The following is a 23363-nucleotide window of genomic DNA, read 5'->3' on the forward strand; positions in this document are numbered from 1 at the left end:
GGGGCCTTTCTTGTCAAACACTACCTTGAAGCCTAAGATCGCCGGACTTCGTCCGCATGCGTTTTTGACCGAATGGGCAGAGGTCCAGCAATGGGCAGCGCCCACAGTCCGGATTCGCATGGTAGCAGCAGCGCTGACCGTGGAACATATAGACTTCGTGATGATCGTAGACCTGCTGCGCGGTCCAGTCCGGCGGCAGCAGCGCCGCGAGTACGGCGTGCGCCGGTCCCACCGAGACGCTCGGACTCACCAATCCGACCCGGACCGCGACCCGGTAATGGTGGCTGTCCACCGGCAGCATGGGCTTGCGCAGCGGACTGAACAGCAGCACCGCCGCGCTCGTTTTAGGGCCAACTCCCGGCAGCTGCTCCAGCCAAACGCGGGCCTCGGGCGCCGGAAGCGCGGCGAGAAAGTCCAGGTTAAGCTCTCCGCGCAGCGCGGTGACGCGCCGCAAAACCTCCTGCACGCGCGGCGCCTTCTGCTCGGGCCAGGTGCAGTGCGCGACCGCCGCCTCAACTTGTTCGACAGGCGCATCCCGGACTTCCTCCCAGGTCGGCAATTGCGCGCGAAGCTCGCGAAACGCGGCGCCTGAGTCGGCGTTCTTTGTGCGATGGGACAGCAGCGAGGAGACCAGCTCGGAGATCGGATCGAGTTCATGAAAGAACGGAACGGGACAGCCGTACAGCGCGCACAGGCGCTCGTGAACGACCAGCGCTTTTTCGCAAAGCGCGGGAATCGGCTCGGACAATACTTGAGACACGAGTGCAGCCTCGTCTTTCTAAGGCGCTCATGCGAGACGACGGCGCCTAATCGTCCTATACCCTGTTCTCCTTGAAGGCACACCTGCGGCGGCGGCATGGACGAAGCTTCCATATCGCGAAAAATCAGGTATGGTGATAGAAGCAAGAGAACCCCACGCTGGATCGATACTTCCTTGGACGACGGCCCTATGGCCGTCACGGAAAGCTGGCTTCATATGTCTCTGAAAGGGTGTCTTCTCGGCTCGATCATCGCGACCCTCTGCGCCGCCGCCGGCCTCCTGGCGGGCGGCGTGATTGGGTATTACATCGGCCTGAGCCAACAGGCGGCGCAAGGATCGAGCGAGGAATGGATTCCCGTGAGCAGTCTCGCGGCTCCATTCGGGGCATTGGTGGGGGCCTGTATCGGAATAGCGGTCGGCATATGCGTGGCGTATCTCGCAAAGCTGACCGGACCGGCGCAAGCGCCCATCATCCTGGTCTTCATCATCGCTGCCGCGCTCGTTAGCGAGGAGATCCCAAGGCGTTACCAACAGCGTCAGGATAACGCTTATCTTTTGGGACGGCGGGAACAGCAAAAGTACGACCGCGCACTGGCCCGGCAGCAGGCGAACTATAGCCGTCTAGCCAGCTTTCCCTCGCTGCAATACCCTGGCGCCACTCTCCAGCCGCAGCGCCCAGGCAGCGCTCTTTCGATGACAAGCGCCAGCGCTCCGCAAGTTGTCGCGGATTACTACGGCCGTGTCCTCGCCACACCGTTGAATGCGGCGCCCTGCAGCATCGGCCCAAGCCATCACTGCTGGTCGGCGACCACGGCTTACCAGGGTGTTCCTCTGAGCATCGTCATCTCCGATGACGATATGCATGACGGCGGCAGTTCGGCGATCGTCCTTTCCACCACTGATGATGTCCCTCTAGGCGCTGCGCCGCCGCCCAATGCGTGGACACAAACCCCGCCGCCAGCCGTTTGGGCGCAGCCCTCTCCTTCCGCGTCTCCGCCCTCACCGCCTGTCGCACCGGCAGATCCGTTGGAAACGCAGCGCGCGAAAATTGAAAAGGCGCGCGCCGAGATCAGTACGCTGAGCTACCCTGGCGCCCAGGAAACCTCGGACGGCGATCCCAGCTTGATCCTAAACTTCACCGCCGCAGCTCCCGTCGATACGGTCGCGGTCTACTATCGCGACCATATCGGCGTCACGCTCCGCCCAGTACGAATCGGCGGAAAGCCAGGCTGGGCGGGCGATGTGGTCTATCATGGGATTCCGCTGCGCCTCTCCCTTTTCGACCAAGACGGGCTGACCTACGTCCAAATCACTTGACAAAGCACAAACCGAGTAGCTATAATGAACTGTCGCGCGGGAGTAGTTCAGTGGTAGAGCGTTTGCTTCCCAAGCAAAATGTCGCGAGTTCGAACCTCGTCTCCCGCTCCATTTTTTGACAAACCCAGACAACACAATATGCCGCCGTGCCCAAGTGGTAAGGGAGAGGTCTGCAAAACCTTTATGCAGCGGTTCGATTCCGCTCGGCGGCTCCAAACAAAAGCGCCCTTGTATCTCTTTCGAGATACGAGGGCGCTTTTTAATTCTGTGTTTGTGTGTCGCGGTTAAACTGCGTTCGGCAGGGAACGGTAGAATGCGACGGCGTTCAGGTAGATCGTGACTTCGCTGCGATCATCCTGCACCAGACGGATCGCGCGGTCATCATACCAGCGGATCGCGCCGATAAATTCATCGCCGCTGAGCAGCTTCACCTGGAGGTTCGTGCGGCTGTCGCGAAACTTGATCAGCTCGACTTCACGCGAAGAAATGCGCTCTTCCGAAGCGGCGCCTCCTCGGCGGTTTGAATCCGGCATCAGGTCCATCAGATTACGTCTCCTCATGGCGAAGGCCGGCTGGGGCAAAAGCCCGCGCCGGCCCTTCGGGTCAAACGGAAATTACTTGCGGCGGGTGGACGTGGTCGTCTTGGCCTTCGCCTGCTGAACGGCCTTATAGCGCTCCTCAGCCCGCTTCCGGGTGCGGCGCAGTTCTTTCGAGCGGATTCGCATGTGTTTATTCTCCTCCCTTTAGTAATTCGCGCAAGCGCGTATCGTTCACTTCATACTCAAACAAAACCCGCCCATCCAGCGACACCACCGGGATTTGCTCGCCATACTCGGCGGTCAGCTCGGGATCATCGTTGATGTTGACGGCGGTCAGCGTGAACGGAATGTCGCGCTGCACGGCGAGAAGCACGTCGAGCGCTTCATCGCACAGGTGACAGCCAGGTTTTGTATAGAGTGTGATGCTGGACATGGTTTAGTCCCCTATTATAGCCGAGACGCGCCGCCCTGTCAACGCAGGCGCCGACCGTCAATCTGAAAACGCAGTTCCGCAACGGCTGCAAAAGCGATCCTCGGGTTTACGCAAAGCCCCACAGCCGCCGCAGCGGATTTCCGCAGCTTCTTCCGCCATCATCCGATAGGGCCGATCCTGCGAGCCGTAATGCAGAGTCGGCTCCGGGCTCCAGCTTTGCATTTCCGCGTAGGAACGCCGCAGGATACCCCACTCCGTCGCCCCTCGATATCGGTTGTCGAAGAAGTGCATGAATCCAAGGTCCGGCGCCTTCCCTTCGCTCTCCGCGCGTCGATACGCGTAATCCACCATCTCCTGCTTCAGAATATTCCAGTTCGAACGTGCGACGCTAAGCACGAGAACGCCGACAATAATCGCAAGAAACGCAAAGCCGTAAGGAGCCGCCGTATACACGACGTGCGTCTCCAGAGGCGGCAGAACACCTGCGGGAAAATACGCAGATGCACAGTCGACCGGTTGGCCATTCACAATGCAGCGCGTACCTTCACCGTAATCCGTCACGGTCTGTCGATTCCATCCAAGCGGGCCGGCGAATAACATGATCAGCCATCCAGCATAAAATATGGATAGCCCGACATTTGTCCGCAGCTGCAGCGACCGCAGCACACCATCATCTTCCATTACTCTGAATTCCTTTGCGTCACGCGATCAATATTGCGCGACCTCAAGGATTTTTGACACGGACGCTCGCCAAAAGTTGCCAACGGATTTGCTAAAGGATGATATCTTCATTCGCATGGCGTCCCACCACGGACAGCTTTCGCATCGGCGCTTCTCCGTCCACGACGCCAAGCGCGCTCTCCAGATCGACACAACTTGCTATTGGCATAGTCGAGATACTTTCTCCCGCCCTCGCGTTGCTTCCGCCCTGCCAGTAAAGCGAATGGTCGAACTCCTCATGGGAGTGGATCATGCCGTCGTGGATGTGCAGCGTAGGAAAAAATATCTTGTTCGGTAGCGCCGTGGGAAACTCGAACGCCATCGGGTGCACATCCATGATGAGGGGAGTGTCTTCCACTAGTGGCGGCGGTTTCGGACGGAACTTGTCCATAAGATAAGCCCGGCGAGCCTGCCAGGGCGTCAGCACACGCGGCTCTTCCGGCTGGGCGGCCGGATCAGGAGTTCGCAAACCTAGCTTGAAAACGGCAAAACCGTAGTCGGCGTACTCTGGCAGTTTCTCCCAAACATGCTCCGGCAGACGAAATCTGGGATCGAGCCGGTCGAAATCGCCGATCCTCGGCACAAAGCTTGCTGCATAATTGCCGACCTGATGGACTTCCAGCATTGCAGGGCCCGCCGACGCAGGAGCGCCGCTCAAGGACAGCGTACCCAGGGGAGGCGCGAACAGCTCTTCCAGATCGTCAAAGAAGCCCGGATAACCATCGAGCGCCAGAAACCGCACGGCGTTCTCAGCATGCGACGACACCGGGATGGGCAGCACCATCGCCACCTCCATGTCCGTCTGGAAACTCATCTGATACACCAAATACTGCGTACCGCGCCCCGACAGACGCGCAAAGATGCAGGTGTCCGAAACCAAGCTCACCGTTCCACTGAAACAGCACATAGATAATTCTCCGATGGAAGGCGGCCGATTGTCATGCAGACAGCGAGCAGGCGCACTTCTTGCAATATCGACTGTCGGGATCGTTCACCGTCTCGCACTTAGGGCAGACGATCTTCGCACTGCTGACCACGGGTTTAGCCGGACGGTTGACGCTGGGCGCTTTCGCCCCGACTTCTTTTTCCCACTCCAGCATTCGGGCATATGCCTGGCGCGCAATCTTCTCCTCGGCGGCGTCGCTCCCATTTTGCCGCTGAGAATCAAAGTAAAAAAGAAAGCTAAGATCGGGCGCCGTTCCCTCCTGCCGCGCCCTCTTATTGGCGTAATCGATCATTCTTCGCTTCAGCTCGTCCTTGCTTGTCTGAACGGACAGAAATGCGATTACGCCGCCTACAAAGAGCAGGCCGCTGAAGATTAACACCCCGGTGCGCGCATCGGCTTCAGAGGATGTCGACGACGTATGGATTGGAGCGTATGTCCGGCAATCGACGGGCCGTCCATCAATCATACACACGGATTCTGTCGTGGAATATGACCGTCCGCGATTCTGGGGCATTCCGATGGACATCACAAACACCAATAGGCCGGCAATAATCAAAAAAGTCCCGATACACGACTGCGTTGCAAATAGTCCGAAAGCGTCCTCTTGCGGTATTACTTTCTTCGTCATTCATCCCTCATGTCATTCACTTCCACGAGTTATGACACGAAGCGCGGCAAAAAGTTGCTAAGCGCCCAAGGCTTAGTCACCGGACGCATGGCCGCCGCTATCCTCGCCGCCATTGTCGCTGCTGAACCATTTATTGTATAGATTGTCGTATTCGCCGTTCTCTTTCAGCGTCAGCAGCGCTTGATTGACGGGCTTTCGATAAGGGCTGTTCGCTGGGAAGACGATGCCGTAATCTTCCTTGCGAAAGATACTCCCCACGACCTGTACGCTGTTCTTGCCGTCGCGCGAGGCGTAATATTGAAGCACGGGAGCGTCGTAGACCACGGCGTCGACCTTGTGATTTTGCAGCGCTTTGACAACGTCGGCGATCTGTGGATACTCGGCGACGAGATAGTGCTGTTCACGCAGATATGTCGCGGAAGAACTGCCGCCCACGGTTCCAATGCGCTTGCCGGGCAGGTCGCTGAGATTATGGATATTCCCCTGAAGCTGTTGTACGGTCAAGGCCGTTGTGACTTCCGCCGTGAAGTAGGCGACAAAAATCACGCTCACGAAGATCCATACGATGGCGACAAATCGACCGATTGGTCCCTTGGGCATCTCGTCCATCTGGGTGCCGAGAACACCCGCCGCCCACCATGTCGCCTTGAAAATGCCAGGAAAGTAGCTCTTCGTTTCGACAACGCCGTTGGGGTGGTGCCGCTCCACCAGCCAGATTACGTGCGCGGCAATGACGATGATCAAGGCGGTAAACCCAAGCAGCTGCAATATGGATTGTGAGAAGAGCGACTTGAGCACCGCCTGAAGGTGACTGCCCTCACCGCCCTGGCCACTGTCGCGCACCATGATTTGCAGGCCGGAATCATAGATCGGCTGCGAAAAGTCGAAGACCTTGTCACGGTCCGATGTGATGGAGATAGCGGAGATCGCAAGATCGGCCTTGCCGCTGCTCACGGATCCCAGCAGCGATTTGATATCGGGAGTGACCGTCACCTCGGATTGGACATGCAGCTCGTCGGCGATGCTGGCCCAAAGCTCCGTGCTGAACCCGGTCAGCTGCCCGTTGTTCTTCATCACGAACGGCGAGACGATCCGCGTGGCGACACGCAGTTTCGGCGGCAACCCCGCTTGTCCGCCGGAAGCTGGCGCCGGCTTCGGCGGCGGAGCGGCGGCGGACGCGGGAGGTGTTCGGCAGCAGACGGCGAGAAGCAGTGTCAGCACGGCGGCCTGGAGTGAACGGCGTAAAAAAGGGAGCGGCATGGTCTTTTCGAAGTCCTTTGGGGTCGAAAACAATAGCGCGAGTACTGAGGCGTGAGTTCCCTTTTATTATATTGCCGCCGCCGCTCATTCCGACGCCGTTTCGGCGACGAAGTTCCCGCGATGTTAGAAATTCGGGCGATCTGGGGTAGGAACCAGCTATCAGTGGCGACGCGCATTTCAAAAATGGGGACGATCAGGGGAACAAGATTTCCAGCACGTTCGTCTGAACCGACAGAGCAGACGTTATTGGAAGGAGCAAGACCATGCAGATCTTAAAGAAATTGACGATGCCCGCCCTCGCGGTGACAATGGCGATAACCGCTTTGGCCCCGACAGCCGCCCTCGCTGGCGACACCCAAAAAGATAAGAACAACTGGCGCAACGGCGCAATCGGCGCCGGAGCAATCGGCCTTTACGGCCTGCATAACGGCGATGCGCTCACCACAGTTCTTGGCGCCGGGGCCGCCGCATACTCTGCGAAGAAGTATGAGGACGCCCGCAAGAAAGAATCCCAGGAATCCAAAGACCGCGCCCGCTACCACCGCTCGGGTTCCAGCAACTACGGCAGCGACCGAACCTACTATTGGTATCAGGGGCACCGGTTCTACAAAAACAACAGCACCGGCGAACGCATGATGGTTTACTAAGCGTGCTCAGCATATAACACAAACAATGCCCTCGGAGCTTTCGCTCAGGGGGCTTTTTTCACGTCTTCGATCCATTGGATATGTGGATGCAATGGCCCATTAAGGAGGCCATTGCACAAACGTAAATCCGCAGTTACCATGGGAGCCGACTCCCGTATCGCCAATGCAAGATAAATGCTGTCGTATACGGATCGTCCAGTTTGGTTTGCGATAGCCACAGCCGCCGGCGTCAGTTCGGCAATCGGGAAGACGGACAAGGGCATCGCGAGAAACGTCGTCAGCAGCATCTGCGACTGGGCTTCCGTGATATCTCCATTACGCACGCGTTTCCAGAAAATATTTCCAATTTCGGCGTAGATCAAATCAGGAACCAGTAACGGCCTTCCATCAAGGAGATGAGCCGCATGGCTGCTATGTATTTCTGGCAGAAACCACTTGACCGCAACACTGGCGTCAACCACTACTGGAGATATATGGCTCACGGAAGTCACCGCTCGCGATCCTCTCGCAGCAACTCCACGCTGTCGCTAAATGTTCGCCCAGCAAACATCGCTCGGATCTTCTCAAGTTCGGCTGCGGACGAATGCATACTGCGCTGAGCCGCCTGCTCTAAGATCAAACGCAATTCTGCTTCAAATGACCGATGATTCGAGCGAGCACGTTCTTTCAATTGCGAAACTGTAGTTTCGTCAATATCACGGATCAATACCTGGGCCATGAAAACAACCTTTCAGAGTGATAACATTATGATATCACTCTGAGGATCATTTGTCAACGTCCACATGGTTTATTCTTCCAGCAAGCGCACGAGGCTAATAAAGTCGTCGTCACCCCACCCCTCGCCCAGGGCGCGCTCGTAAAGGGCATTGAGGCTGCGGGTCTGCGGCAGCGGGTGCTCGCCGGAGGTTTCCAGGGCGAGGCGCAGATCTTTCGCCATGTGCTTGAGGGAGAACTGGGGGGCGTAGTCGTGGGCGATCAGCTTGGGCTGCTTGAGGTCGGAAAGGCCGGAGCGGCCGACGTTTTGGCTGAGGGCTTCGAAGAAGATTTCGTCGGAAATACCTTCGCGACGGGCGAGGGTGAGGCTTTCGCTCAAAGCCTGAGCCATGGAGGCGAGGTTCAGGTTCATCGCTAATTTCAGCGAAGACGCAGCGCCGATGGGGCCAATGTGCAGAATCGTTTGTGAGAGGCGCTCGATGATTGGGCGAATCTGGTCGATCACGGCGAGATCGCCGCCGAGGTAATACACGGTCTTGCGCTGCTCGGCCGCGATCTTGCTGCCCGTGAAAGGGCCGTCGATGTAAAGGCCGCCCACCGCCTGGACCTGATCCGCGAACTTCTTGGTCCACTCAGCGGAAATGGTGCTGGATTGGAGAACAACGGCGCCGGACTTGAGGCTGGGGAGCGCTTGCTCCAGAACGGACTGCACCGCCGGCGGGTCGGCGACGACGATGATGACGAAATCGGCGTCCGTGACGGCTTCCACAATGCTCGAACTCTCACCAGAGAAATTCTTCGGCGTCCGGTTCCAGGGACGGACGTCGTGGCCGTCCTCCGCCAGATTTTTCGCCCAGGCGCCGCCGATGATTCCCAATCCCAAAACCGCAATGCTTGTCATTTCTCTTGCTCCCGCTGCATTTTTGGGATAATACCCCGCACAGACCGTTTCCTTGATCGAAAAACGGACAGGTATAATGACGCTGCTTGTCATGGCGCACTGGCGGCGGTAAAAAGGTCTCCGAATGTCCGAAAATGTAGAAGCGCGCCGCGCGCGCTGGATTGCGATCGCCCTGATCGGCGGCTCGTTTCTGATCCGTTTTTGCTATGTCTTCCTGCTCACCGACTACTCCCACTATCTGGTGAGCGACATGGGCGGTTACTGGGTGCGCGCCTGCGAACGGTTCGACGGCGACCATAATTCCTACAGGCAATGGGCCGTTTGGCCGCCCTTCTTCCACGTTCTGCTGGCCGACCTCTTCGTTCCCTTCACCCAAGCAAAGCTTCCCGTGGATCTCTGGCTGACCGCAGTGATTTTGCTGCAAATCACGCTCAGCAGCTTTTCCGTCTACTGGGTGTATTGCATCGCGCGCCGTGTCCTGGGCGACCATCGTCCGGCGCTGCTGGCCGCCGTCATCTACGGCCTGACCTACACTCCCATCTATTTCAACGCATTTCTGCTTTCGGAAAACCTGGCGATCCCGCTGGTGATCGCCTCGGTCTGGTTGATTTTACAAAAGACGCCGCGCAGGCTCGGGACGTTCTGCGCCGGCGTGCTGCTGGGAGCGGCGGCGGGCGTCCGGCCTGCGGATTTTCTGTACGCCGGCGCATTCATGCTCTTCCTGTGGGCAACGCTGCGCCGCCCCTCGGGTGACGGCGAGAATCGGGGAACCTGGCGGCGCCTCGCGCCCCTGCTGACGTTCGGTCTGGGTTTCGCGGGAGTGGTCTTTCTGATCGTCTTGGAGAATGCGCGCATCTCCAACGGAGCGCTATGGGGATTGGGCGCGAACGGCGGCATGAACTTCTTTATGGCGCAGTGCAAAATCGGCCGCCTGGATTCGAATTCGATCTATCACGGATATCACTATAACTATTCGTTCAGCCATCCCCAATTCTTCGGGGAAACATGGCGGGAGCACGTCACGACATCAGTGGGCCTGCACGAACAGGGATATTTCTATCATCTGGGGATGCAGCGACTGCGGGATTTTGCGACGTGGCGCGAGGATTTTTGGGAGCTGCGCAAGCTGCTGATCGGCCCTATCTTTCCAACGTACTACACCGCCTGGGGCTTTCAGACCTTCGATTTGCTGTCCCGATGGACTCTGACGCCGGTGTTTCTCATCGCGCTGATCGCGCCGCCCGCCGCTCGGCTGACGCGCCGTTCGTGGGCGTCGCGCGAGATATTGCTGCTCTGGTCGATCCTCATCCTGACCTTCGTGACCTGCTTTTTCTTCGGCAATGAGCGCCGCTTTATCGTTCCCACGATCTTCGCGGCGGAGATCATCACGCTGTCTTTCCTCCATTGCATCTGGATTTTGGGGCGAAGCCGTTTACGCCGCCCTCGGGCCGGGAACACTCTTTCCACCAAGCATTCACAAGTATAGGAATCACAGATGAGCTTACTCGCCGTCGATAACTGGCTGCGGTCCCCGGCGGACCACGATATCATCACGCGCTGGACCGCCGGCGCCGGAAAAGGCTGGAGCCATGCGCTGTCGCTGCCCCAGCCGCGCGATCCCGAACGGTTCTCCTTCCTCGCCCTGGGCGACAGCGGCGATTCGGAAAGCGCGGGGCCGGGCGTCTCGCCGCAGGACGCCGTGGCGCGTGAGATGGTGCGCGACACGCGTCTCGCCGGCGATTCGGGCGCGGTGATGGTGCTGCACATGGGCGATGTCGTGTATATGACCGGCGAGCATCGCCTTTACGACCGCAACTTCCGGCGTCCCTACAGCCCATTCCTGACCGAAAGCAGCACCGTCGGCGACTTCACCTTTCGGCTGCCATTTCTGCCCGTGCCGGGGAACCACGACTACTACGATCTGGGCGCCTGGGCAAAGTGGCTCTCCGGCGTTCCCCTGGTCGGCGCGGGCCTGCGCGCGCTCTGGCATGAAGTGATGCCGTTCGCCGTGCCCGAAGGCGGATCAGAGATGGGCAAGACCTATATGGACGCCTTTGTCGATCCCAAGGCCGATACGTCGATCGCTCCCCTGCCCTATGTACTCAGCGCGCGCACGCGCCTGCCCAACCGTTACTACAAGTTCCAGCTCGGCAATGTCGATTTCTTCGCGCTCGACTCGAATACGCTGGACGCTCCCTCGCCGCAAGCCGACTCGGAACAAGTCCGGGAGGACGCCGCCCAGCGTGTGACGGAATTGGAAGCGAAGGCGCGCGCACTGGACGCCGATATCAAGGAGGCGCGGCAGGATCTGGAGAAGCAGCGTGACGCGCGGCGCCACGCCATTGCGGGAGATCCCGCCGAGCTGCAAAGAATCCAGGCGCTGTCCATGGATGTGGGCGAGGCGGTGGAGCGTCTGCGAAAGCTGCTGGAAGGCGCCGAGATGTCCGCGCTGGAAGGGCGGCGGGCGGCGCAGGCCGTCGGGACCGCCGAAACGCATTGGGATAAGGCGACGGCGGAGCTGAGCGATGCTCGCGGGAACGACGTCGTCCGGGCGATGGCGCGGCAGGAGACGGTCAGTGATGAAGTCTGCGCCTCACTGTCCACCCTGGAGGAATTTCTCGCGGTGCTGCCCGAAGGCCCCCCACGCGCCGTCATTTTGGAAGCGCGGCAGGCGATGGAGAGCGCGCTGCACACCTGGGCCGTCGCCGTCTCACCCAGCGCCGGCGACGCCTCCGCGCGACTCAAAGAGCTGAGCGAGGGCGCCCTCGACCTGCAGCGTGAGCTCGCGATCGCCCGCCGCCGCTCCCACTTCCAGCCAAGCGATCACGACACCGAGCAATTGGCGTGGCTGGAGCAATCGCTGGAAGAATCCGTTCGTCTGCGTCCGAATGCCTGGCGGATCGTGTTTCTCCACCACCCGCTTTACACGACCATCGGCAACCACTGCGAGCGGTCGGACGTTCTCGACGTGCGTGACAACCTCACGGCCATTCTCGCCGGCCGCGTCCATTTGATGCTCGCCGGACATTCCCATGCGTTTGAATGGTTTCAGTCGGAGGCGCTGGCGGAAACCGGCGTTTTCGTCACTGGCGGCGGCGGACAGATTACGCTGCGCCCCAGCATCCTCAGCCCGGACCGTTACGAACGCTTTTCCGACGCTTATCACGCCCTGCGGCGGGCGGGTGTCACGGAATGCGCCAGCGCCGGAGCCGGTCCCGTGGCTGCGGATGGTCACGACGGTCCGCTTTACCACTATCTCAATATCGAAGTCACGCCCGACAAGCTGATCGTGCGCCCGATCGGCGTTCGCCGCGCCGGGGCGGACTATCGGCGCGAAGACCCGATGCCCGTCAATCACACACCGACGCTTCCCGCCAGTCGCCCCCCGTTCGTGGCGCGCGCCCTGCACGCTGTGGAAGTTCGCCGAGGCGAGGCGCCGCAGGCGATTTGGGGGTAATGACAATCGGGTGTGGCTGATTATACTTTCCTGCACCACAAGTGGAAGCTTGTGGGCTATTCTGGGGCGAAGTCAGCTAAAGCAGACTCTTGGGTTTCGGATACGCTTTCCTAAATCCTCAACCTGCTTTAGCTGGTTTTGCCTCAGCATAGCCCACAAGCTTCCACTTGTGGGAACCAGACGACGCCCGCGAAAGCGATGGCGCCCTCCTAGAGATTCCGCTCCAGCGCCGATCGGTGTTCCAAAAGCGTCCGCGCCTCGCGATCCCAGTACGCCCAATATCCCTCACGCTCCATCTTCTGACGCACTGGATCGCCCGCCTTTACCCCCGCCAGCATCCAATTGCACAGCCAAATCAGGACCTCATGCGCCATATCCAGCAGTTCCGGCGTAGCCGCGACGCCGTAACAAGCGCAAAACAGCTTCAAGCGGCGGCTGTTATTGGCGATATCAGCATCTGAGAGCGCCTTCATCGAGCCGCCCCCAAATGAAAGCGGCGCCATCCAGTAAGCGGCGTACGCCACATCCCGCAGGCGCGGCCCTGGCCCGGCGTCATCGAAATCGATTACCGCTGAGGGTTTTTCATCCTGACAAATCCAGTTATAAGGCGCAAAATCGTTATGACAGATGATTTCATGTCGGCTCAGGTCGGGATAAGCGTATGCCCACGAATCGCTTGGACAGGCGACGAAATCCGCGACAGCTTCGTGGTAACCGCGCAGCAGATGTGCGGCTGCCGTCAGCGCGTCATCACCATGCCAGAGATATGGCATAAACCCGCACTCTCCGGGAAGATAAGTCAAAATTTCCCGCCCGCGCTCGTCGACGCCAATCAGCCGCGGACAGCCGCTCCAGCCTTTGGATTCCAGATGACGCAGCAGGCGATGGACGGAGGGGCTGTGTGCAGTCATCGCCCGGCGCACTGTATCGCCAATACGTGTCACCGACACATTGGAATTGCCGCCCGCCAGCGTTTCTTCGTGTTCCTCTTCGTCCATCAATTCACACTCCCATGATCCATGATGTCCCAAAACGCTCGAAAGGGCAAGAGCGTGACCGGAGGACACGTCACTATGACAGTGTGTTTGACAAAAAGGCGTTTCTGGGCATAAGTTCCTATCTCAATCACTCAGGATGAGCCGAAGGAGTCAAGGAATGAATGTACGAAAATTATTGATGGGTCTCATGGCGGGCGCCTGCCTGCTGACGCTTCCGATGGTGGGAGCGAAGGCCGATCGCGCCTCCGACAATGCGCGCACCAACGCCCAGCGGCTGCGAGCCGATCGTCAGCAGCGATGGAGCGCAGTCGAGCGACGCCGACGGGATAATCTGGCGCACTCCCAGCAGAACCGCGCGAGCCGGAATAGCGAAGCCGTCCGCCGCCGCAACTTTGACGCGGCCCGATTGAACCACACGCGGTCGAATCGCCGCTGGTATGAAGCCCGCCGCCGCCAGGATGACGCGCTGCACTCCCAGCAGAACCGCGCCCGCCGAAACAGCAGCCTTGCGCGCCTGCGCCGGGATAACGCGATCCACTCCCAGCAGAATCGCGAGCGCCGCGCGCATCGCACCCGCTAATTCGGTCATTTGGCCTGAATATTCTCTCATAGAAACAGCCGCTCCGGATTATCCGGGGCGGCTGTTTTGTGATTGGAAGCGGCGTTACTCCGACGCCATGGGCCTGGCGATGCTCATCAGGTCCGTCAGCGGCATGCGGCCGACGGCGACATAACGGCGGCCGTCGCCGACCCAGGCAACGGCGCTTTGGCCATCAGGGCGCTCTTGCGTGAACGCCTGAACGGATGGCGTCAGCGACGTGGAGCTCCAGTTGGCGCCGGCGGTGGGGATCAGCTTGCTGGACCCATCGGAGGCGTTTTCCGTGACAAATACCGACAGCGCGCGCGGCCCATTGCTGTAAAGCACATGGATTGCCGCCGACGGGGACTTCGGAGAGCGGACAACCGATTGTACGCGAAACCCGGCCGTCTGGGGCGGCAGATCGAGTAAACGCGCTTCTCGGGCCACGTCCGGCGATGGACGAACAGCGGCGGTCAGCACACGGGCGCCGGGCGGAATGATCGGCTGGAATGTGGCGGCAGTCACCACCGGCTTGACCGTAACCTGCGAAAGCTCCACGCGCCGAACGAGCGATCCGTTCCGGTCGTAGCTTTCGGTGCGCAGGCTGCGGCCGGTCGCAGAGTCGATCCAGAGACGCTCTACGATGGACCCGTCGGTGGAGCGAACGCGAAGGACATGCGCCGGGCGGCCCGAAACGTCGGCGTCCTGCGGCTCGATATCGCGTCGCCAGAGTGGGTCGGGATCGACGCTTCCGGTTTCCGCCGACACGCTTTCGGGAGTAGGACGCCGCAGCACCGTGCGGCTGCGCGGCTCATATTGCCAGGTCGTCTTGCCGTCGCATACCACCACGCGCCCCCGCGCCTCGGCCGGCTCCGAATACGTCAAACGAAAGCGTCCCTCGCTCCCCTCGATCATTTCCAGCACCGACCGCCGATCTCTGCCGGCTTCGGCGTCCCGCGCAACGATCACGACGTGCGCTTGTACAGGCGTATCGGAAGCGGCTTTGAGGCTTCCGGTCCAGAGCGCGTTCGCGGCCGGGTCCGATGGCGCGGGATCGCCGGATGGCGCAACCACCGCCGGACGATGGCCGCACGACACGAGGCTCAGACCACCAAGCGTCAGGAGGGCAAGCGCGGGAGCGAACGCCATTCGAGTGAGGCGCGTCACAGGCTGCCGCCCACGGATTCGTCGGCGGAGGCGATCAAAGTGGCGCGGCCTTCCGCCGCAAGATCACGATGGCCGACCGGTTCGGCGGACGACAGGCCGGCCAGATGGGCGTCGTGCAGGGCGTAGAACTGCGACATCTCTACCGTGCTGGGAAGCGGAGTCGCCGTAGCGGGCGGAACGCCGGGGTTAAAGACTAGAAAGGCGATGCACGCCGACGCGGCGGCGCCCAGTCCGGCGGCGTATGCTGGACGCAGATGGAACGAAGGCCATGGCCGGCGCGGAGCCCGAACCGAGGTATGGGGCGTGGACGATGGATGCGCCTGGCTCTCCAGCCGTCCAAAGACACGGTTCCGCGCTCCGCCGTCCTCCGGGGTCGCCAGACTTTGCATCGCGGCGCGCACGGCGCGCAGGCGGTCATATTCGTGCCGGCAAGCCATGCACTCATCCAGATGAACGGCGGTCTCGGTGGCTTCCGCGCCGCTCAGATCGTTGTCCAGTAACCGGCTTAAATTTTCTCTTGTGTCATGGCAGTGTGACATGGCGTTCCGTTCTTTCCGATGCGCCCGGCAATGTCCGAGCCTGAAGACTAGCTCCAGCCAAGCGATTCCAAAGTCTTGCGCATCGCGGTCCGGCCGCGATGGATCCGCGAGCGCACGGTGCCGATCGGCAGGCCGAGCATCTCGGCGATCTCACTGTAGGGCATCTGCTCCACATCGCAGAGCAGCACGGCGGCCCGGTAATCTTCCGGCAGGCCGTCCAGCGCCGTCTGCATCCGCTCGGACAGCGTCGAGTCCATCAGCGAGATCTCGGGATTTCCGAGATGGTCGACGACATCGCAGGTCTGCCCGTCGCCGTTCTCATCCGTCCAGCCCGTATCCAGGCTTTTCGCTTGGCGCAGCTTCGCCCGGCGTGTCATATCGATCCGGTTCGTGGTCAAGATCCGAAAGATCCACTTGTCGAACCCCTGCCCCCGATACTGGCCGAACGCCTGAAACGCCTCGCCCAGACTTTCGGCGAGCAGATCTTCCGCGTCGTCGGCGTTTCCGCACATGCGATAGGCGTAGCGCCAAAAACGGTCCCAGTCGCGTGCGACCATGACCTCGAACGCCCTCAAACGGTCCGCCGTCTGATCCTTCGCCCCGATCCGAAAACGGGTCAATCCGATTGCTGCCCCCACATTTAGCGCCAAGATCCAGGCTCCTCTATTCCGGCGGTCTCTAATATGAGAAAGAGCGCGACGGCGGCGCGGAAAGTTCCGGCGGGAGTCCAATATAGTGATTTTACCATGTCGTATCGTGATCGTACAGGATTCCTCGCTCCCACAGCTGGAAGCAGTGGGCTAGTCAAAGGGAAGTCAGTTGAAGCAGACTGAAGGGCTAAGGCGAACGCCTCTCTTATCTCCGCAACCTGCTTCAGCTGGTTTCCCCCTGATTAGCCCACTGCTTCCAGCTGTGGGAACCTCAATCATCTCGTATTTCATGGCGTCGCCCCTGACCTCTCCTGAGAAGTATGTTATAATTCTTACATGCAACTCAGTGACGCCCCGCCAGCCAGTACAGCCGACGCCCCTCAGGTCTCGCGCCCCTCATCCCTCACCGGCTTCTGGATTCTCGCCGCCGCGCTCATCGCGTTTGCGTTCGGCTTGTGCGCGCAGCCGAGCCCGATCGTCGATTTCTTCTGGCAGGCGCGCACCGGCTCCTGGATCCTCGAACACCATGCTGTTCCGCACGGCGACCTGTACTCATGGACGCGCCAGGGCCACCCCTGGATCGTCCATGAGTGGGCGATGTGCGTGCTGCTTTGGAAGACTTACGCGGCGGGAGGTTATCCGGGCGTGTGGCTGCTGATGTGGGGGCTGGTCTCGCTGACGTTCATCGCACTGTTCTACAAGGTCTGGCTCGAAACGGGCCGGGCGACGCTGACCGCGTTCGCCCTGACTCTGTGGGCCGCCAAAATGTGCAGTCCGTTGATCTCCCCACGGCCACATTTGATCTCGTATCTCTGCCTTGTATTATTGCTCTGGATCGTACTGGACGCCCGCCGGGATCCAGCCAAGCTCAAGCGGCTCTGGCTCCTGCCGCCCCTGTGCGCTTTTTGGGCGAACTTCCACGGCGCCGTCGTGGTGGGCGTGGCGATCGCGGCGACGTTCGCCATTTTAGACGCCGTCGACGCGCTGCTGCTGAGGAGCGCGCCGGCTGAACGCCGAGCGCAGATGCTGGCGTTCGCCAAACGCTCCGCCGCCGTCATCCCCGTGAGCGCCGCCGCAATGCTGATCAACCCCTACGGGTGGAAGCTGTTCGCGATCTTCACACAGACCGTCGGCGATAAGATCATGCCGAACTTCGTGAGCGAATGGAAGTCGCTGGACTTCCACAGCCCCTTCGGGATCGTCTTTGAGATATTGATGGTGCTGTTCGTGCTGGGATTGGGAATGTCGCGCGAGCGGCGCGATCTGTCCGAAGTGATCGTTCTGATCATTCTCATGCATTCGGGACTCACCGCGAGCCGCAATGTCCCGATCTTCGGGATGGCGGGCGTTCTCATTGCCGCGCGCCATATTCAGTCCGCGCTGGCGGGGGCGCTCAAGATCGAGGAGACTGAGAAGCAGGGAAAATCGCCGTCGCTGTTCGGCGCATCGCCGTCGGTGGCGATTATCGCGATCGTCGCACTGGCGGTCTGCCTTCAATCGGCGATGAGCGCGAAAGAAGCGGTCGTGAAGGCGCCGCCGGGAGACGACGCAGGGCTGGCGAAGATCTCACGCGTGGCGTTCGCCATGGATGGCTTCCCAAGTGGCGCCTGCGATTTTCTGCACCGCGAGCGGTTCCCCGCCGCCGCCAAGCTTTATAACGCCTACAATTGGGGATCGTACATCCTGTGGAGCGCGCCCGAGTATCCCGTCTTCATCAGCACTCAGACGGACGTTTTCTTCGGGAAGGTCCTGACGGACTACACAAAGATGTGCAATCAGCCGCACGACTGGAATAAGATTCTGGGGGACTACAATCCGGACATGATCATGCTGCCGGCGAGCGACGGTCAAACCTGGATGTTCATGACCGATCCCAATTGGGTGCTCGTCTACGCCGACGACGCCAATCTGGACACCGACAAGCACACTAACGCCGTAATTTTCGTACGTCATCTGCCCAAATACGAAGCGCTCATTCAGCGCTGCCGTCGCGACTGCGAAGCGCTGCGGACGCACCCAGAACTGGGCGCGTCTCAGCCTTTGACCCAGCCCAGCACTGTCCGGAACGCCGGCGTCCCGGCCTCGCCTAGCCACTCGTAAACGACGGATTCGGAGGCCGCCGGGAAGACATCATTGTCTCGGATACGCTCCATCCCAAGCTTGTGCTTTTCCAGCGTGCGCGCCGAAACGCCGTCGGCGGCGACATGGGCCTGGAAGCCCGCATGGCGCAGATCGATGGCCGTTTGGGCGACGCAGATATGCGTCTCCACGCCGCAGAGCACCACTTGATCGCGCCCCGTCGCAAGCAGCGCCTTGCGAAAATCTTCACTCGCGGCGCAGGAGAAAGTCATCTTGTCGATGGCTGTGACATCCGGAACGATCTGGGCGACTTCCTTGGACAGCGCGCCAAGGCGCGCCGCGTTTTGCGTGGTCACAAGGACCGGAATTTCCAGCAGCGCAGCCGCGCGCGTCATCAGCATGACAGACGCCATAAGACTATCGCGGCCATGGATGGCGTTCAGAAGAGCATCCTGCATGTCCACGACGACGAGGACGCTGCGCTGGGGGTTGAGAAGATTGGGACTGCGTTGGTAAGGCATAGCTGGGATACCGTGATAATAATACGTTCGTAAAATCGGCCGGCGGTTGAAACCGCGCCTCCAAGTGCGCGGAAACCCACCTGCGTGGGTTACATCATCGGAAACGGCGCCGTCTTGCACAAGGCAAACAATAGACGGTATCGTCAAGGATAATGTAGTCCACGAAGGTGGACTTTTGCGCTCTTATAGGCGCGGTTTCAACCGCCGGCCTCTTCTTACGTTAAAATGGACTATCCCTGCGCGCCCGCCGGGGCGGCGCATGAGTTTCGGATAATCAACTGGCCGGCCAGGGCGGCTTCGGCGTTGTCGCCGACGACCGTGGTTTCCTGATCGTGCATCAGATACAGCTGCTCCATCGCGACGACGGCAAGATCGGCGATCGGAGAGCGGAACGCCGTGAGCGGGGGCGTGAAGAACTCACTGATGTCCGGCGTGTCCTGGAAGGACACGAGGGACATGTCAACCGGGATGCGAACACCCATCTCGGCGAGGGTCTGCGCGGCGACAGCGGCGACCTTCTCATCGTAGCAGACAATGGCGGTCGGCTTCCGTCCGATGGGAACATCCGGGCCGGCGAGAGTGAAGATCGCTTTACGAACCTGAATGCGCAGGGTTGCTTCCGGAGTGATGTCGAAGGGAACGGTAAGGAGATCGGCGGGATTGCCCTGGCGCTTGATCCACACCGCCTGCATCCCCTGGAGGCGCTGGCGGCTGACGCGCACGGAGCTCGCCGGCGCGATCATCGCGATGCGTCGATGCCCCAGGCTCCATAGATAGTCGCCCACTTCGCGTCCGGAGGCGAACTCGTTCGTGTGCGCCATGAAGAGCTCGCGCGGCGGATTGTCCACCTCGCCGATCATGACGCAGGGAATGGTGGCGCTGGCGGCTTCGCGCGGCAGCAGGGTGGAGGAAAGAAGGATCAAGCCCATGATGCCGATGGCGTCGAGCTTGGGAAGGTCGTCGGAGGTCAGCAGGCGCAAACCGAAATCATCCTCGGATTCGGCGCCGGAGGCTGCGGCGTGCTTGCGCAGAGCGGCCTGAAGGAACTGGATGGCGTTGGCGGACGCCGAACTGTACTCCGGGTCCCAGATGCCGATAAACTGCTCGGTGCGCTGCCGGCGCAAGCGCTGGCTGCCGCGCGGCCGTCCGGACCGGACCGGCGTGTAGTTCAGCATCTCCGCGACTTGCAGGACCTTGCGGCGCGTGTTGTCGCTGACAAACGTGCCGTTGTCACGGCCGCTGAGGACTGTCGAGACGACGCTCGGCGACACACCCGTCCGCTCGGCAATGTCCTTGAGTGTCACAGCCATTTACAGTTTCCTTCCCACCTTGAAGCCACATCCCCGTGCGCAGACAGTGCTCCCGAGACGCCAGGGATGTCTCGGGAGCGGTTATTCTTACAGCTTGCCCAAAGTCTTCAGCGAATCGACGGTGCCCTGCACCTTGCTCGCCGATTCCTTGATGCCGGCAAGTTCAACATCCGTCAGAGTGACCAGTTTGCTCAGGTCGAAGATCTCCTCGGCGCCGGCGGCGCCCAGCTTCGTCGGAGCGCCGAAGTACAGATCGGAGACGCCGTACTCGCCGCTGAGCAGAACCGTGACGGCAAGAATGCGCTTGCGGTCCAGCAGGACGGCCTCGACCATTTCGGCGGTGGCGACGCCCGGAGCGTACCATGCGCTGGTGCCAATCAAGTTGGTCAGGATGCCGCCGCCTTGGCGGGTGTCGTCCTCAATTTTCTGAAGTTCAGCCTCACTGATCTTGCCGGCCTCCACCCACTGCTGGATCGGGATGCCGCCGACGGTGGTCAGGCTGCGCACGGGGACCATCTGGTCGCCGTGTCCGCCCAGGACATAGGCCTGGATATCTTCCACGGAAATCTTGAGCGCCGCCGCGATGTAGTTACGGTAGCGCGTGCTGTCCAGAACGCCGGCCTGTCCGATGACACGCTCCGACGGGAGTCCGGTCGCCTTCAGGGCGACATGGCACATGGCGTCGAGAGGGTTGGAAACCACAATGTAAACGGCGTCGGGCGACTGCGCGACGGCCTGCGCGGCGACGCTGGCGACGATATCGGCGTTCACCGCAAGCAGATCCTCACGGGACATGCCCGGCGAGCGCGGCCGGCCGGAGGTGATCACCACAACGTCGCTGCCGGCAGTGTCGGCATAGTCCGACGTTCCAAACAAACGGCCGTCGTAGCCGACGATCGGGGAGACCTGATTGAGGTCAAGCGCCTTACCCTGCGCCATCGAACCGGTTTTACGGGGGCGCTCCAGGGTCAAATCGTCCGGCAGATCCAGCAGAGTCACATCCGCGTACCCTTGCTGCGCCACATGAAACGCCACCGTGGCGCCCACATTTCCCGCTCCAATCACGGATACTTTCTTACGTCCAGCCGCCATAATGAGCCTCGTCTCCTGCGATATCAAATCGTCAAATTGGTAGGGATTTTTTCGCGCGCAATCTGTACGACTGTCGGGCGACAGCGCAAATGCATACGAAATTGTTCCGTCATTAAGTATAGATGGTTTGATTTTGTTTGTCAACCGTTTACGTAAGGCGCGGGGGTGGGCTTACACGCAAAAAAGCCCGGCCGAAGCCGGGCTTTCTCATTCTTATGTGGGCGTCGCCATGGCGACGTCTATTGTTTTTTCGCGGCGTTCGCGAAGGCGTCGCCGATCGCATCCAGTCCGGATGCGTCCTCAACAGACGCGGCCGCCCGGTTTTCCTGCTGAATCTGGAGATAAACTTCCTTACGGTGGACTGCGACGTCGCGCGGCGCGGATACCCCAAGGCGCACTTGATCTCCTCGGACCTCAATGACCGTGATCTCTACGTCATCGCCGATTTTGATGCTTTGATTGAGTCGTCGTGTTAATACCAGCATAGCGGCCCTCCCTGGCCCCTGATTTGGGTTGCGTCTCTATTCTTATTACTTATAGAAACGCGTATTCCATAGAAATCATTCCCGATTCCTCGCATTATTACGCGTAGTTGTTTAGAATTTTCTAATCTTATCCCGCCGCAACGGCTTCGCGAGCCTGCGGAGCCGTCGATTCCTCGGCCGGGAGCAAGCGGTGGCGCAGGCCGTAATCGTCGCCGGCGACAATCACCTGGCGGGCGATATGCGCCACCGGGTTGATCGCGATCGGCGCCAGAAGGTTCGCCGTGATCCCAATCGGGTCACCGGTCGGAACCGTCAGCAGCGTATAAAGACGTGGTCCGAGCGGCGCCGCGCCGATTTCCAGAGCGTCCAAGTCGGCGTTTGCGATGCGAGGCGCATAGCCCGGGAAGAAATGGCGCGGCTCCGCGGTCAGAAACGCCAGCTTTTCGTCCTCCAGCGACTGCAGCCACAGAAACGGGCTGCTTTTGTCCTGGTTCGCCGAAGGGTGAGACACGAACGCAAAGCGCCGCTTCTCTTCAAATCCAGGAAGTCCGTCCGGGAAGGTGATGATGCTGTTTTCGTCGATGTTGATCTGGCCGAATCGCGCTGTTTCGATCTGCATAAAATGACTTGCTCCTGCTCAGCCCGCCTGGGTGAGCGCTGGTAGAGATCGCGCGGCCCACTAGGCCGCGCGTAAGACTTAATTCAGAGAAAATGAGATTACAGGTAATCCGCGAGGGTGTGCTGGAATCCCTTGGCGACCGCGACCAGGGAGGCCTGATACACGTTCTGCGCGCTTTGCAGCTGCACGTAAGCCTGCGCCAGATCCACTTCCTCGACATTGGCGATGGCGTCCTTGTAGGAGCTTTCCGCCCGAGAAAGGTTCTGCGTGACGCTAGTCATCGTGTTGACCTGCGCGCCGATATTCGCCCGAACGGAGCTGACTGTGCTCAGGTTCGTGTCGAGCTTGCCCAGATCGCCCGACATGGCGTTGATGTCGCCGGACGCCAGGTTCGCCTTCAGATCTTTCAGTGTGGAAAACAGTCCGTCGAAGATCGTGCTTCCCGGAGTGCTGATCGTCAGGTTGTTGCTCTTGCCGACTGTGGCGGTCACGCTGCCGGTGTTTCCCTGATAAGCAGGTCCGGTCGAGTGCGCGGCGGCGTCATCGATATAGGGCGCCGTCTTGGTCTGGCTCCCGCTGAAGAGATATTTCCCGTGGACATCCGCGTTGGCGGACTGAATGACCGACGAGATAATGCCGTCGATCTGCAGGGACAGTGCGTTGAGGCTGTCCGGCGTCTGCGTGGAGTTGGCGCCGGCGCTGGCGATCTGGCGAGCCGTTCGGATGGCGTCGGCGACATCCGAGAGGGTGCTGTCGCTCGCGTTCAGGAACGTCTTCGCCTGGTTCGCGTTCGCCTGGTACTGGCTGTTGTCCACGAGGGACGCGCGCAGCGACATGGAGTAAGCGGCGCCCGCCGGGTCGTCCGAGGGGTTGTTCAGTTTTTTGCCGGTGGAGATCTCCGTGGAGACCGCGTTCAGGCTATTCAAACTCGTCTCGACGTTAGCGGCGAGCGTGGCCGAGATTAAACTATTGGTAACTCGCATGGTTTATATTCCTCTTGA

Annotated in this window: 26 protein-coding genes and 2 tRNA genes; 7 read left to right on the plus strand and 21 right to left on the minus strand. The window is 60.3% G+C overall.

The window, feature by feature from the left end; translation table 11 throughout:
• Positions 1-13: 13 nt before the first annotated feature.
• Positions 14-760, minus strand: coding sequence for a Fe-S cluster assembly protein HesB (locus tag ABIZ35_RS22715; protein WP_348222216.1), 747 nt, complete (start codon positions 758-760; stop codon positions 14-16).
• Between the two features lie 216 nt (positions 761-976).
• On the opposite strand from ABIZ35_RS22715, the gene ABIZ35_RS22720 reads away from it, so the two are divergent.
• The 3 genes from ABIZ35_RS22720 (at position 977) to ABIZ35_RS22730 (ending at position 2292) form a co-directional block, all read left to right on the plus strand.
• Positions 977-2077 (plus strand): hypothetical protein, encoded by a 1101-nt coding sequence (locus ABIZ35_RS22720; RefSeq protein ID WP_348222217.1) that lies wholly within the window; start codon positions 977-979, stop codon positions 2075-2077.
• Positions 2078-2113: 36 nt separating this feature from the next.
• A tRNA-Gly gene (locus tag ABIZ35_RS22725) sits at positions 2114-2188 on the plus strand.
• A 29-nt stretch (positions 2189-2217) separates the two neighbouring features.
• Positions 2218-2292 (plus strand) — tRNA-Cys (locus tag ABIZ35_RS22730).
• Between the two features lie 69 nt (positions 2293-2361).
• Here ABIZ35_RS22730 and ABIZ35_RS22735 read toward each other — a convergent pair.
• The 6 genes from ABIZ35_RS22735 to ABIZ35_RS22760 form a co-directional block, all read right to left on the minus strand.
• The gene (locus ABIZ35_RS22735) at positions 2362-2619 is read right to left on the minus strand and encodes a hypothetical protein (protein WP_348222218.1); all 258 of its coding nucleotides are present in this window, start codon (positions 2617-2619) and stop codon (positions 2362-2364) included.
• A 187-nt stretch (positions 2620-2806) separates the two neighbouring features.
• On the minus strand, positions 2807-3049 hold the full coding sequence (locus tag ABIZ35_RS22740) for a glutaredoxin family protein (RefSeq protein ID WP_348222219.1): 243 nt from the start codon (positions 3047-3049) through the stop codon (positions 2807-2809).
• A gap of 57 nt (positions 3050-3106) precedes the next feature.
• Positions 3107-3730, minus strand: a complete 624-nt coding sequence (locus tag ABIZ35_RS22745; RefSeq protein WP_348222220.1) for a hypothetical protein — start codon at positions 3728-3730, stop codon at positions 3107-3109.
• Positions 3731-3821: 91 nt separating this feature from the next.
• Entirely contained in the window at positions 3822-4676 is an 855-nt protein-coding gene (locus tag ABIZ35_RS22750; protein ID WP_348222221.1) for a hypothetical protein, read from the minus strand.
• Between the two features lie 31 nt (positions 4677-4707).
• Positions 4708-5181, minus strand: a complete 474-nt coding sequence (locus tag ABIZ35_RS22755; RefSeq protein ID WP_348222222.1) for a hypothetical protein — start codon at positions 5179-5181, stop codon at positions 4708-4710.
• Between the two features lie 234 nt (positions 5182-5415).
• Positions 5416-6603 carry a transporter substrate-binding domain-containing protein gene (locus ABIZ35_RS22760; RefSeq protein WP_348222223.1) on the minus strand — a complete coding sequence of 396 codons (1188 nt, stop codon included), beginning with the start codon at positions 6601-6603 and terminating at the stop codon, positions 5416-5418.
• 263 nt (positions 6604-6866) lie between these two features.
• Between ABIZ35_RS22760 and ABIZ35_RS22765 the strand changes: the two genes are divergently transcribed.
• The gene (locus ABIZ35_RS22765) at positions 6867-7250 is read left to right on the plus strand and encodes a hypothetical protein (RefSeq protein ID WP_348222224.1); all 384 of its coding nucleotides are present in this window, start codon (positions 6867-6869) and stop codon (positions 7248-7250) included.
• Positions 7251-7294: 44 nt separating this feature from the next.
• Here the strand turns inward: ABIZ35_RS22765 and ABIZ35_RS22770 are convergent, their stop codons facing one another.
• The 3 genes from ABIZ35_RS22770 to ABIZ35_RS22780 form a co-directional block, all read right to left on the minus strand.
• A complete protein-coding gene (locus tag ABIZ35_RS22770) occupies positions 7295-7741 on the minus strand; it encodes a type II toxin-antitoxin system VapC family toxin (protein WP_348222225.1) in 447 nt (148 codons plus the stop codon).
• On the minus strand, positions 7738-7968 hold the full coding sequence (locus tag ABIZ35_RS22775; RefSeq protein WP_348222226.1) for an Arc family DNA-binding protein: 231 nt from the start codon (positions 7966-7968) through the stop codon (positions 7738-7740). The genes ABIZ35_RS22770 and ABIZ35_RS22775 overlap by 4 nt, the downstream gene beginning before the upstream one ends.
• 69 nt (positions 7969-8037) lie before the next feature.
• Positions 8038-8865 (minus strand): NAD(P)-dependent oxidoreductase, encoded by an 828-nt coding sequence (locus ABIZ35_RS22780; RefSeq protein ID WP_348222227.1) that lies wholly within the window; start codon positions 8863-8865, stop codon positions 8038-8040.
• A 124-nt stretch (positions 8866-8989) separates the two neighbouring features.
• On the opposite strand from ABIZ35_RS22780, the gene ABIZ35_RS22785 reads away from it, so the two are divergent.
• A complete protein-coding gene (locus ABIZ35_RS22785) occupies positions 8990-10351 on the plus strand; it encodes a DUF2079 domain-containing protein (protein ID WP_348222228.1) in 1362 nt (453 codons plus the stop codon).
• Between the two features lie 9 nt (positions 10352-10360).
• Positions 10361-12322, plus strand: coding sequence for a hypothetical protein (locus ABIZ35_RS22790; protein WP_348222229.1), 1962 nt, complete (start codon positions 10361-10363; stop codon positions 12320-12322).
• Between the two features lie 209 nt (positions 12323-12531).
• On the opposite strand, the gene ABIZ35_RS22795 is transcribed toward ABIZ35_RS22790, so the two are convergent.
• The 5 genes from ABIZ35_RS22795 to ABIZ35_RS22815 all read right to left on the minus strand — a co-directional run bounded on the left by ABIZ35_RS22795 (position 12532) and on the right by ABIZ35_RS22815 (position 16256).
• Positions 12532-13320 (minus strand): aminoglycoside phosphotransferase family protein, encoded by a 789-nt coding sequence (locus ABIZ35_RS22795; RefSeq protein ID WP_348222230.1) that lies wholly within the window; start codon positions 13318-13320, stop codon positions 12532-12534.
• Positions 13321-13492: 172 nt separating this feature from the next.
• A complete protein-coding gene (locus ABIZ35_RS22800; protein ID WP_348222231.1) occupies positions 13493-13909 on the minus strand; it encodes a hypothetical protein in 417 nt (138 codons plus the stop codon).
• Positions 13910-13984: 75 nt separating this feature from the next.
• Complete coding sequence (locus ABIZ35_RS22805; RefSeq protein WP_348222232.1) at positions 13985-15067, minus strand: sigma-E factor regulatory protein RseB domain-containing protein; 1083 nt, start codon at positions 15065-15067, stop codon at positions 13985-13987.
• Complete coding sequence (locus tag ABIZ35_RS22810) at positions 15064-15606, minus strand: zf-HC2 domain-containing protein (protein ID WP_348222233.1); 543 nt, start codon at positions 15604-15606, stop codon at positions 15064-15066. Before ABIZ35_RS22810 ends, ABIZ35_RS22805 begins: the two co-directional genes overlap by 4 nt.
• Before the next feature lie 47 nt (positions 15607-15653).
• On the minus strand, positions 15654-16256 hold the full coding sequence (locus tag ABIZ35_RS22815) for a sigma-70 family RNA polymerase sigma factor (RefSeq protein ID WP_348222234.1): 603 nt from the start codon (positions 16254-16256) through the stop codon (positions 15654-15656).
• Between the two features lie 336 nt (positions 16257-16592).
• Between ABIZ35_RS22815 and ABIZ35_RS22820 the strand changes: the two genes are divergently transcribed.
• Positions 16593-18356 carry a hypothetical protein gene (locus ABIZ35_RS22820; RefSeq protein WP_348222235.1) on the plus strand — a complete coding sequence of 588 codons (1764 nt, stop codon included), beginning with the start codon at positions 16593-16595 and terminating at the stop codon, positions 18354-18356.
• On the opposite strand, the gene ABIZ35_RS22825 is transcribed toward ABIZ35_RS22820, so the two are convergent.
• The 6 genes from ABIZ35_RS22825 to flgL form a co-directional block, all read right to left on the minus strand.
• The gene (locus tag ABIZ35_RS22825) at positions 18290-18856 is read right to left on the minus strand and encodes an isochorismatase family protein (protein WP_348222236.1); all 567 of its coding nucleotides are present in this window, start codon (positions 18854-18856) and stop codon (positions 18290-18292) included. The genes ABIZ35_RS22820 and ABIZ35_RS22825 overlap by 67 nt on opposite strands.
• 230 nt (positions 18857-19086) lie before the next feature.
• Positions 19087-20166, minus strand: a complete 1080-nt coding sequence (locus ABIZ35_RS22830; RefSeq protein WP_348222237.1) for a LacI family DNA-binding transcriptional regulator — start codon at positions 20164-20166, stop codon at positions 19087-19089.
• An 87-nt stretch (positions 20167-20253) separates the two neighbouring features.
• Positions 20254-21258 carry a malate dehydrogenase gene (gene mdh, locus ABIZ35_RS22835; protein WP_348222238.1) on the minus strand — a complete coding sequence of 335 codons (1005 nt, stop codon included), beginning with the start codon at positions 21256-21258 and terminating at the stop codon, positions 20254-20256.
• Positions 21259-21497: 239 nt separating this feature from the next.
• Positions 21498-21743 (minus strand): carbon storage regulator CsrA, encoded by a 246-nt coding sequence (csrA, locus tag ABIZ35_RS22840; protein ID WP_348222239.1) that lies wholly within the window; start codon positions 21741-21743, stop codon positions 21498-21500.
• A 127-nt stretch (positions 21744-21870) separates the two neighbouring features.
• Complete coding sequence (locus ABIZ35_RS22845; RefSeq protein ID WP_348222240.1) at positions 21871-22362, minus strand: flagellar assembly protein FliW; 492 nt, start codon at positions 22360-22362, stop codon at positions 21871-21873.
• Positions 22363-22460: 98 nt separating this feature from the next.
• Entirely contained in the window at positions 22461-23345 is an 885-nt protein-coding gene (gene flgL / locus ABIZ35_RS22850; RefSeq protein ID WP_348222241.1) for a flagellar hook-associated protein FlgL, read from the minus strand.
• Between the last annotated feature and the right edge of the window lie 18 nt (positions 23346-23363).

This window comes from Capsulimonas sp. (genome assembly GCF_039929585.1).
Classification (GTDB): domain Bacteria; phylum Armatimonadota; class Armatimonadia; order Armatimonadales; family Capsulimonadaceae; genus Capsulimonas.

What these genes read in the sequence shown, in the direction of transcription:
- ABIZ35_RS22790 (WP_348222229.1), top strand. Translation starts at nt 10,361, where the DNA reads ATGAGCTTACTCGCCGTCGATAACTGGCTGCGGTCCCCGGCGGACCAC.
- ABIZ35_RS22755 (WP_348222222.1), bottom strand. Translation starts at nt 5,181, where the DNA reads ATGATTGATGGACGGCCCGTCGATTGCCGGACATACGCTCCAATCCAT.
- ABIZ35_RS22765 (WP_348222224.1), top strand. Translation starts at nt 6,867, where the DNA reads ATGCAGATCTTAAAGAAATTGACGATGCCCGCCCTCGCGGTGACAATG.
- ABIZ35_RS22795 (WP_348222230.1), bottom strand. Translation starts at nt 13,320, where the DNA reads ATGGACGAAGAGGAACACGAAGAAACGCTGGCGGGCGGCAATTCCAAT.
- ABIZ35_RS22785 (WP_348222228.1), top strand. Translation starts at nt 8,990, where the DNA reads ATGTCCGAAAATGTAGAAGCGCGCCGCGCGCGCTGGATTGCGATCGCC.
- ABIZ35_RS22800 (WP_348222231.1), bottom strand. Translation starts at nt 13,909, where the DNA reads ATGACCGAATTAGCGGGTGCGATGCGCGCGGCGCTCGCGATTCTGCTG.
- ABIZ35_RS22775 (WP_348222226.1), bottom strand. Translation starts at nt 7,968, where the DNA reads ATGGCCCAGGTATTGATCCGTGATATTGACGAAACTACAGTTTCGCAA.
- csrA (WP_348222239.1), bottom strand. Translation starts at nt 21,743, where the DNA reads ATGCTGGTATTAACACGACGACTCAATCAAAGCATCAAAATCGGCGAT.
- ABIZ35_RS22825 (WP_348222236.1), bottom strand. Translation starts at nt 18,856, where the DNA reads ATGCCTTACCAACGCAGTCCCAATCTTCTCAACCCCCAGCGCAGCGTC.
- ABIZ35_RS22760 (WP_348222223.1), bottom strand. Translation starts at nt 6,603, where the DNA reads ATGCCGCTCCCTTTTTTACGCCGTTCACTCCAGGCCGCCGTGCTGACA.
- ABIZ35_RS22780 (WP_348222227.1), bottom strand. Translation starts at nt 8,865, where the DNA reads ATGACAAGCATTGCGGTTTTGGGATTGGGAATCATCGGCGGCGCCTGG.
- ABIZ35_RS22740 (WP_348222219.1), bottom strand. Translation starts at nt 3,049, where the DNA reads ATGTCCAGCATCACACTCTATACAAAACCTGGCTGTCACCTGTGCGAT.
- ABIZ35_RS22820 (WP_348222235.1), top strand. Translation starts at nt 16,593, where the DNA reads ATGCAACTCAGTGACGCCCCGCCAGCCAGTACAGCCGACGCCCCTCAG.
- ABIZ35_RS22735 (WP_348222218.1), bottom strand. Translation starts at nt 2,619, where the DNA reads ATGGACCTGATGCCGGATTCAAACCGCCGAGGAGGCGCCGCTTCGGAA.
- ABIZ35_RS22810 (WP_348222233.1), bottom strand. Translation starts at nt 15,606, where the DNA reads ATGTCACACTGCCATGACACAAGAGAAAATTTAAGCCGGTTACTGGAC.
- ABIZ35_RS22720 (WP_348222217.1), top strand. Translation starts at nt 977, where the DNA reads ATGTCTCTGAAAGGGTGTCTTCTCGGCTCGATCATCGCGACCCTCTGC.
- ABIZ35_RS22750 (WP_348222221.1), bottom strand. Translation starts at nt 4,676, where the DNA reads ATGTGCTGTTTCAGTGGAACGGTGAGCTTGGTTTCGGACACCTGCATC.
- ABIZ35_RS22845 (WP_348222240.1), bottom strand. Translation starts at nt 22,362, where the DNA reads ATGCAGATCGAAACAGCGCGATTCGGCCAGATCAACATCGACGAAAAC.
- ABIZ35_RS22830 (WP_348222237.1), bottom strand. Translation starts at nt 20,166, where the DNA reads ATGGCTGTGACACTCAAGGACATTGCCGAGCGGACGGGTGTGTCGCCG.
- flgL (WP_348222241.1), bottom strand. Translation starts at nt 23,345, where the DNA reads ATGCGAGTTACCAATAGTTTAATCTCGGCCACGCTCGCCGCTAACGTC.
- ABIZ35_RS22745 (WP_348222220.1), bottom strand. Translation starts at nt 3,730, where the DNA reads ATGGAAGATGATGGTGTGCTGCGGTCGCTGCAGCTGCGGACAAATGTC.
- mdh (WP_348222238.1), bottom strand. Translation starts at nt 21,258, where the DNA reads ATGGCGGCTGGACGTAAGAAAGTATCCGTGATTGGAGCGGGAAATGTG.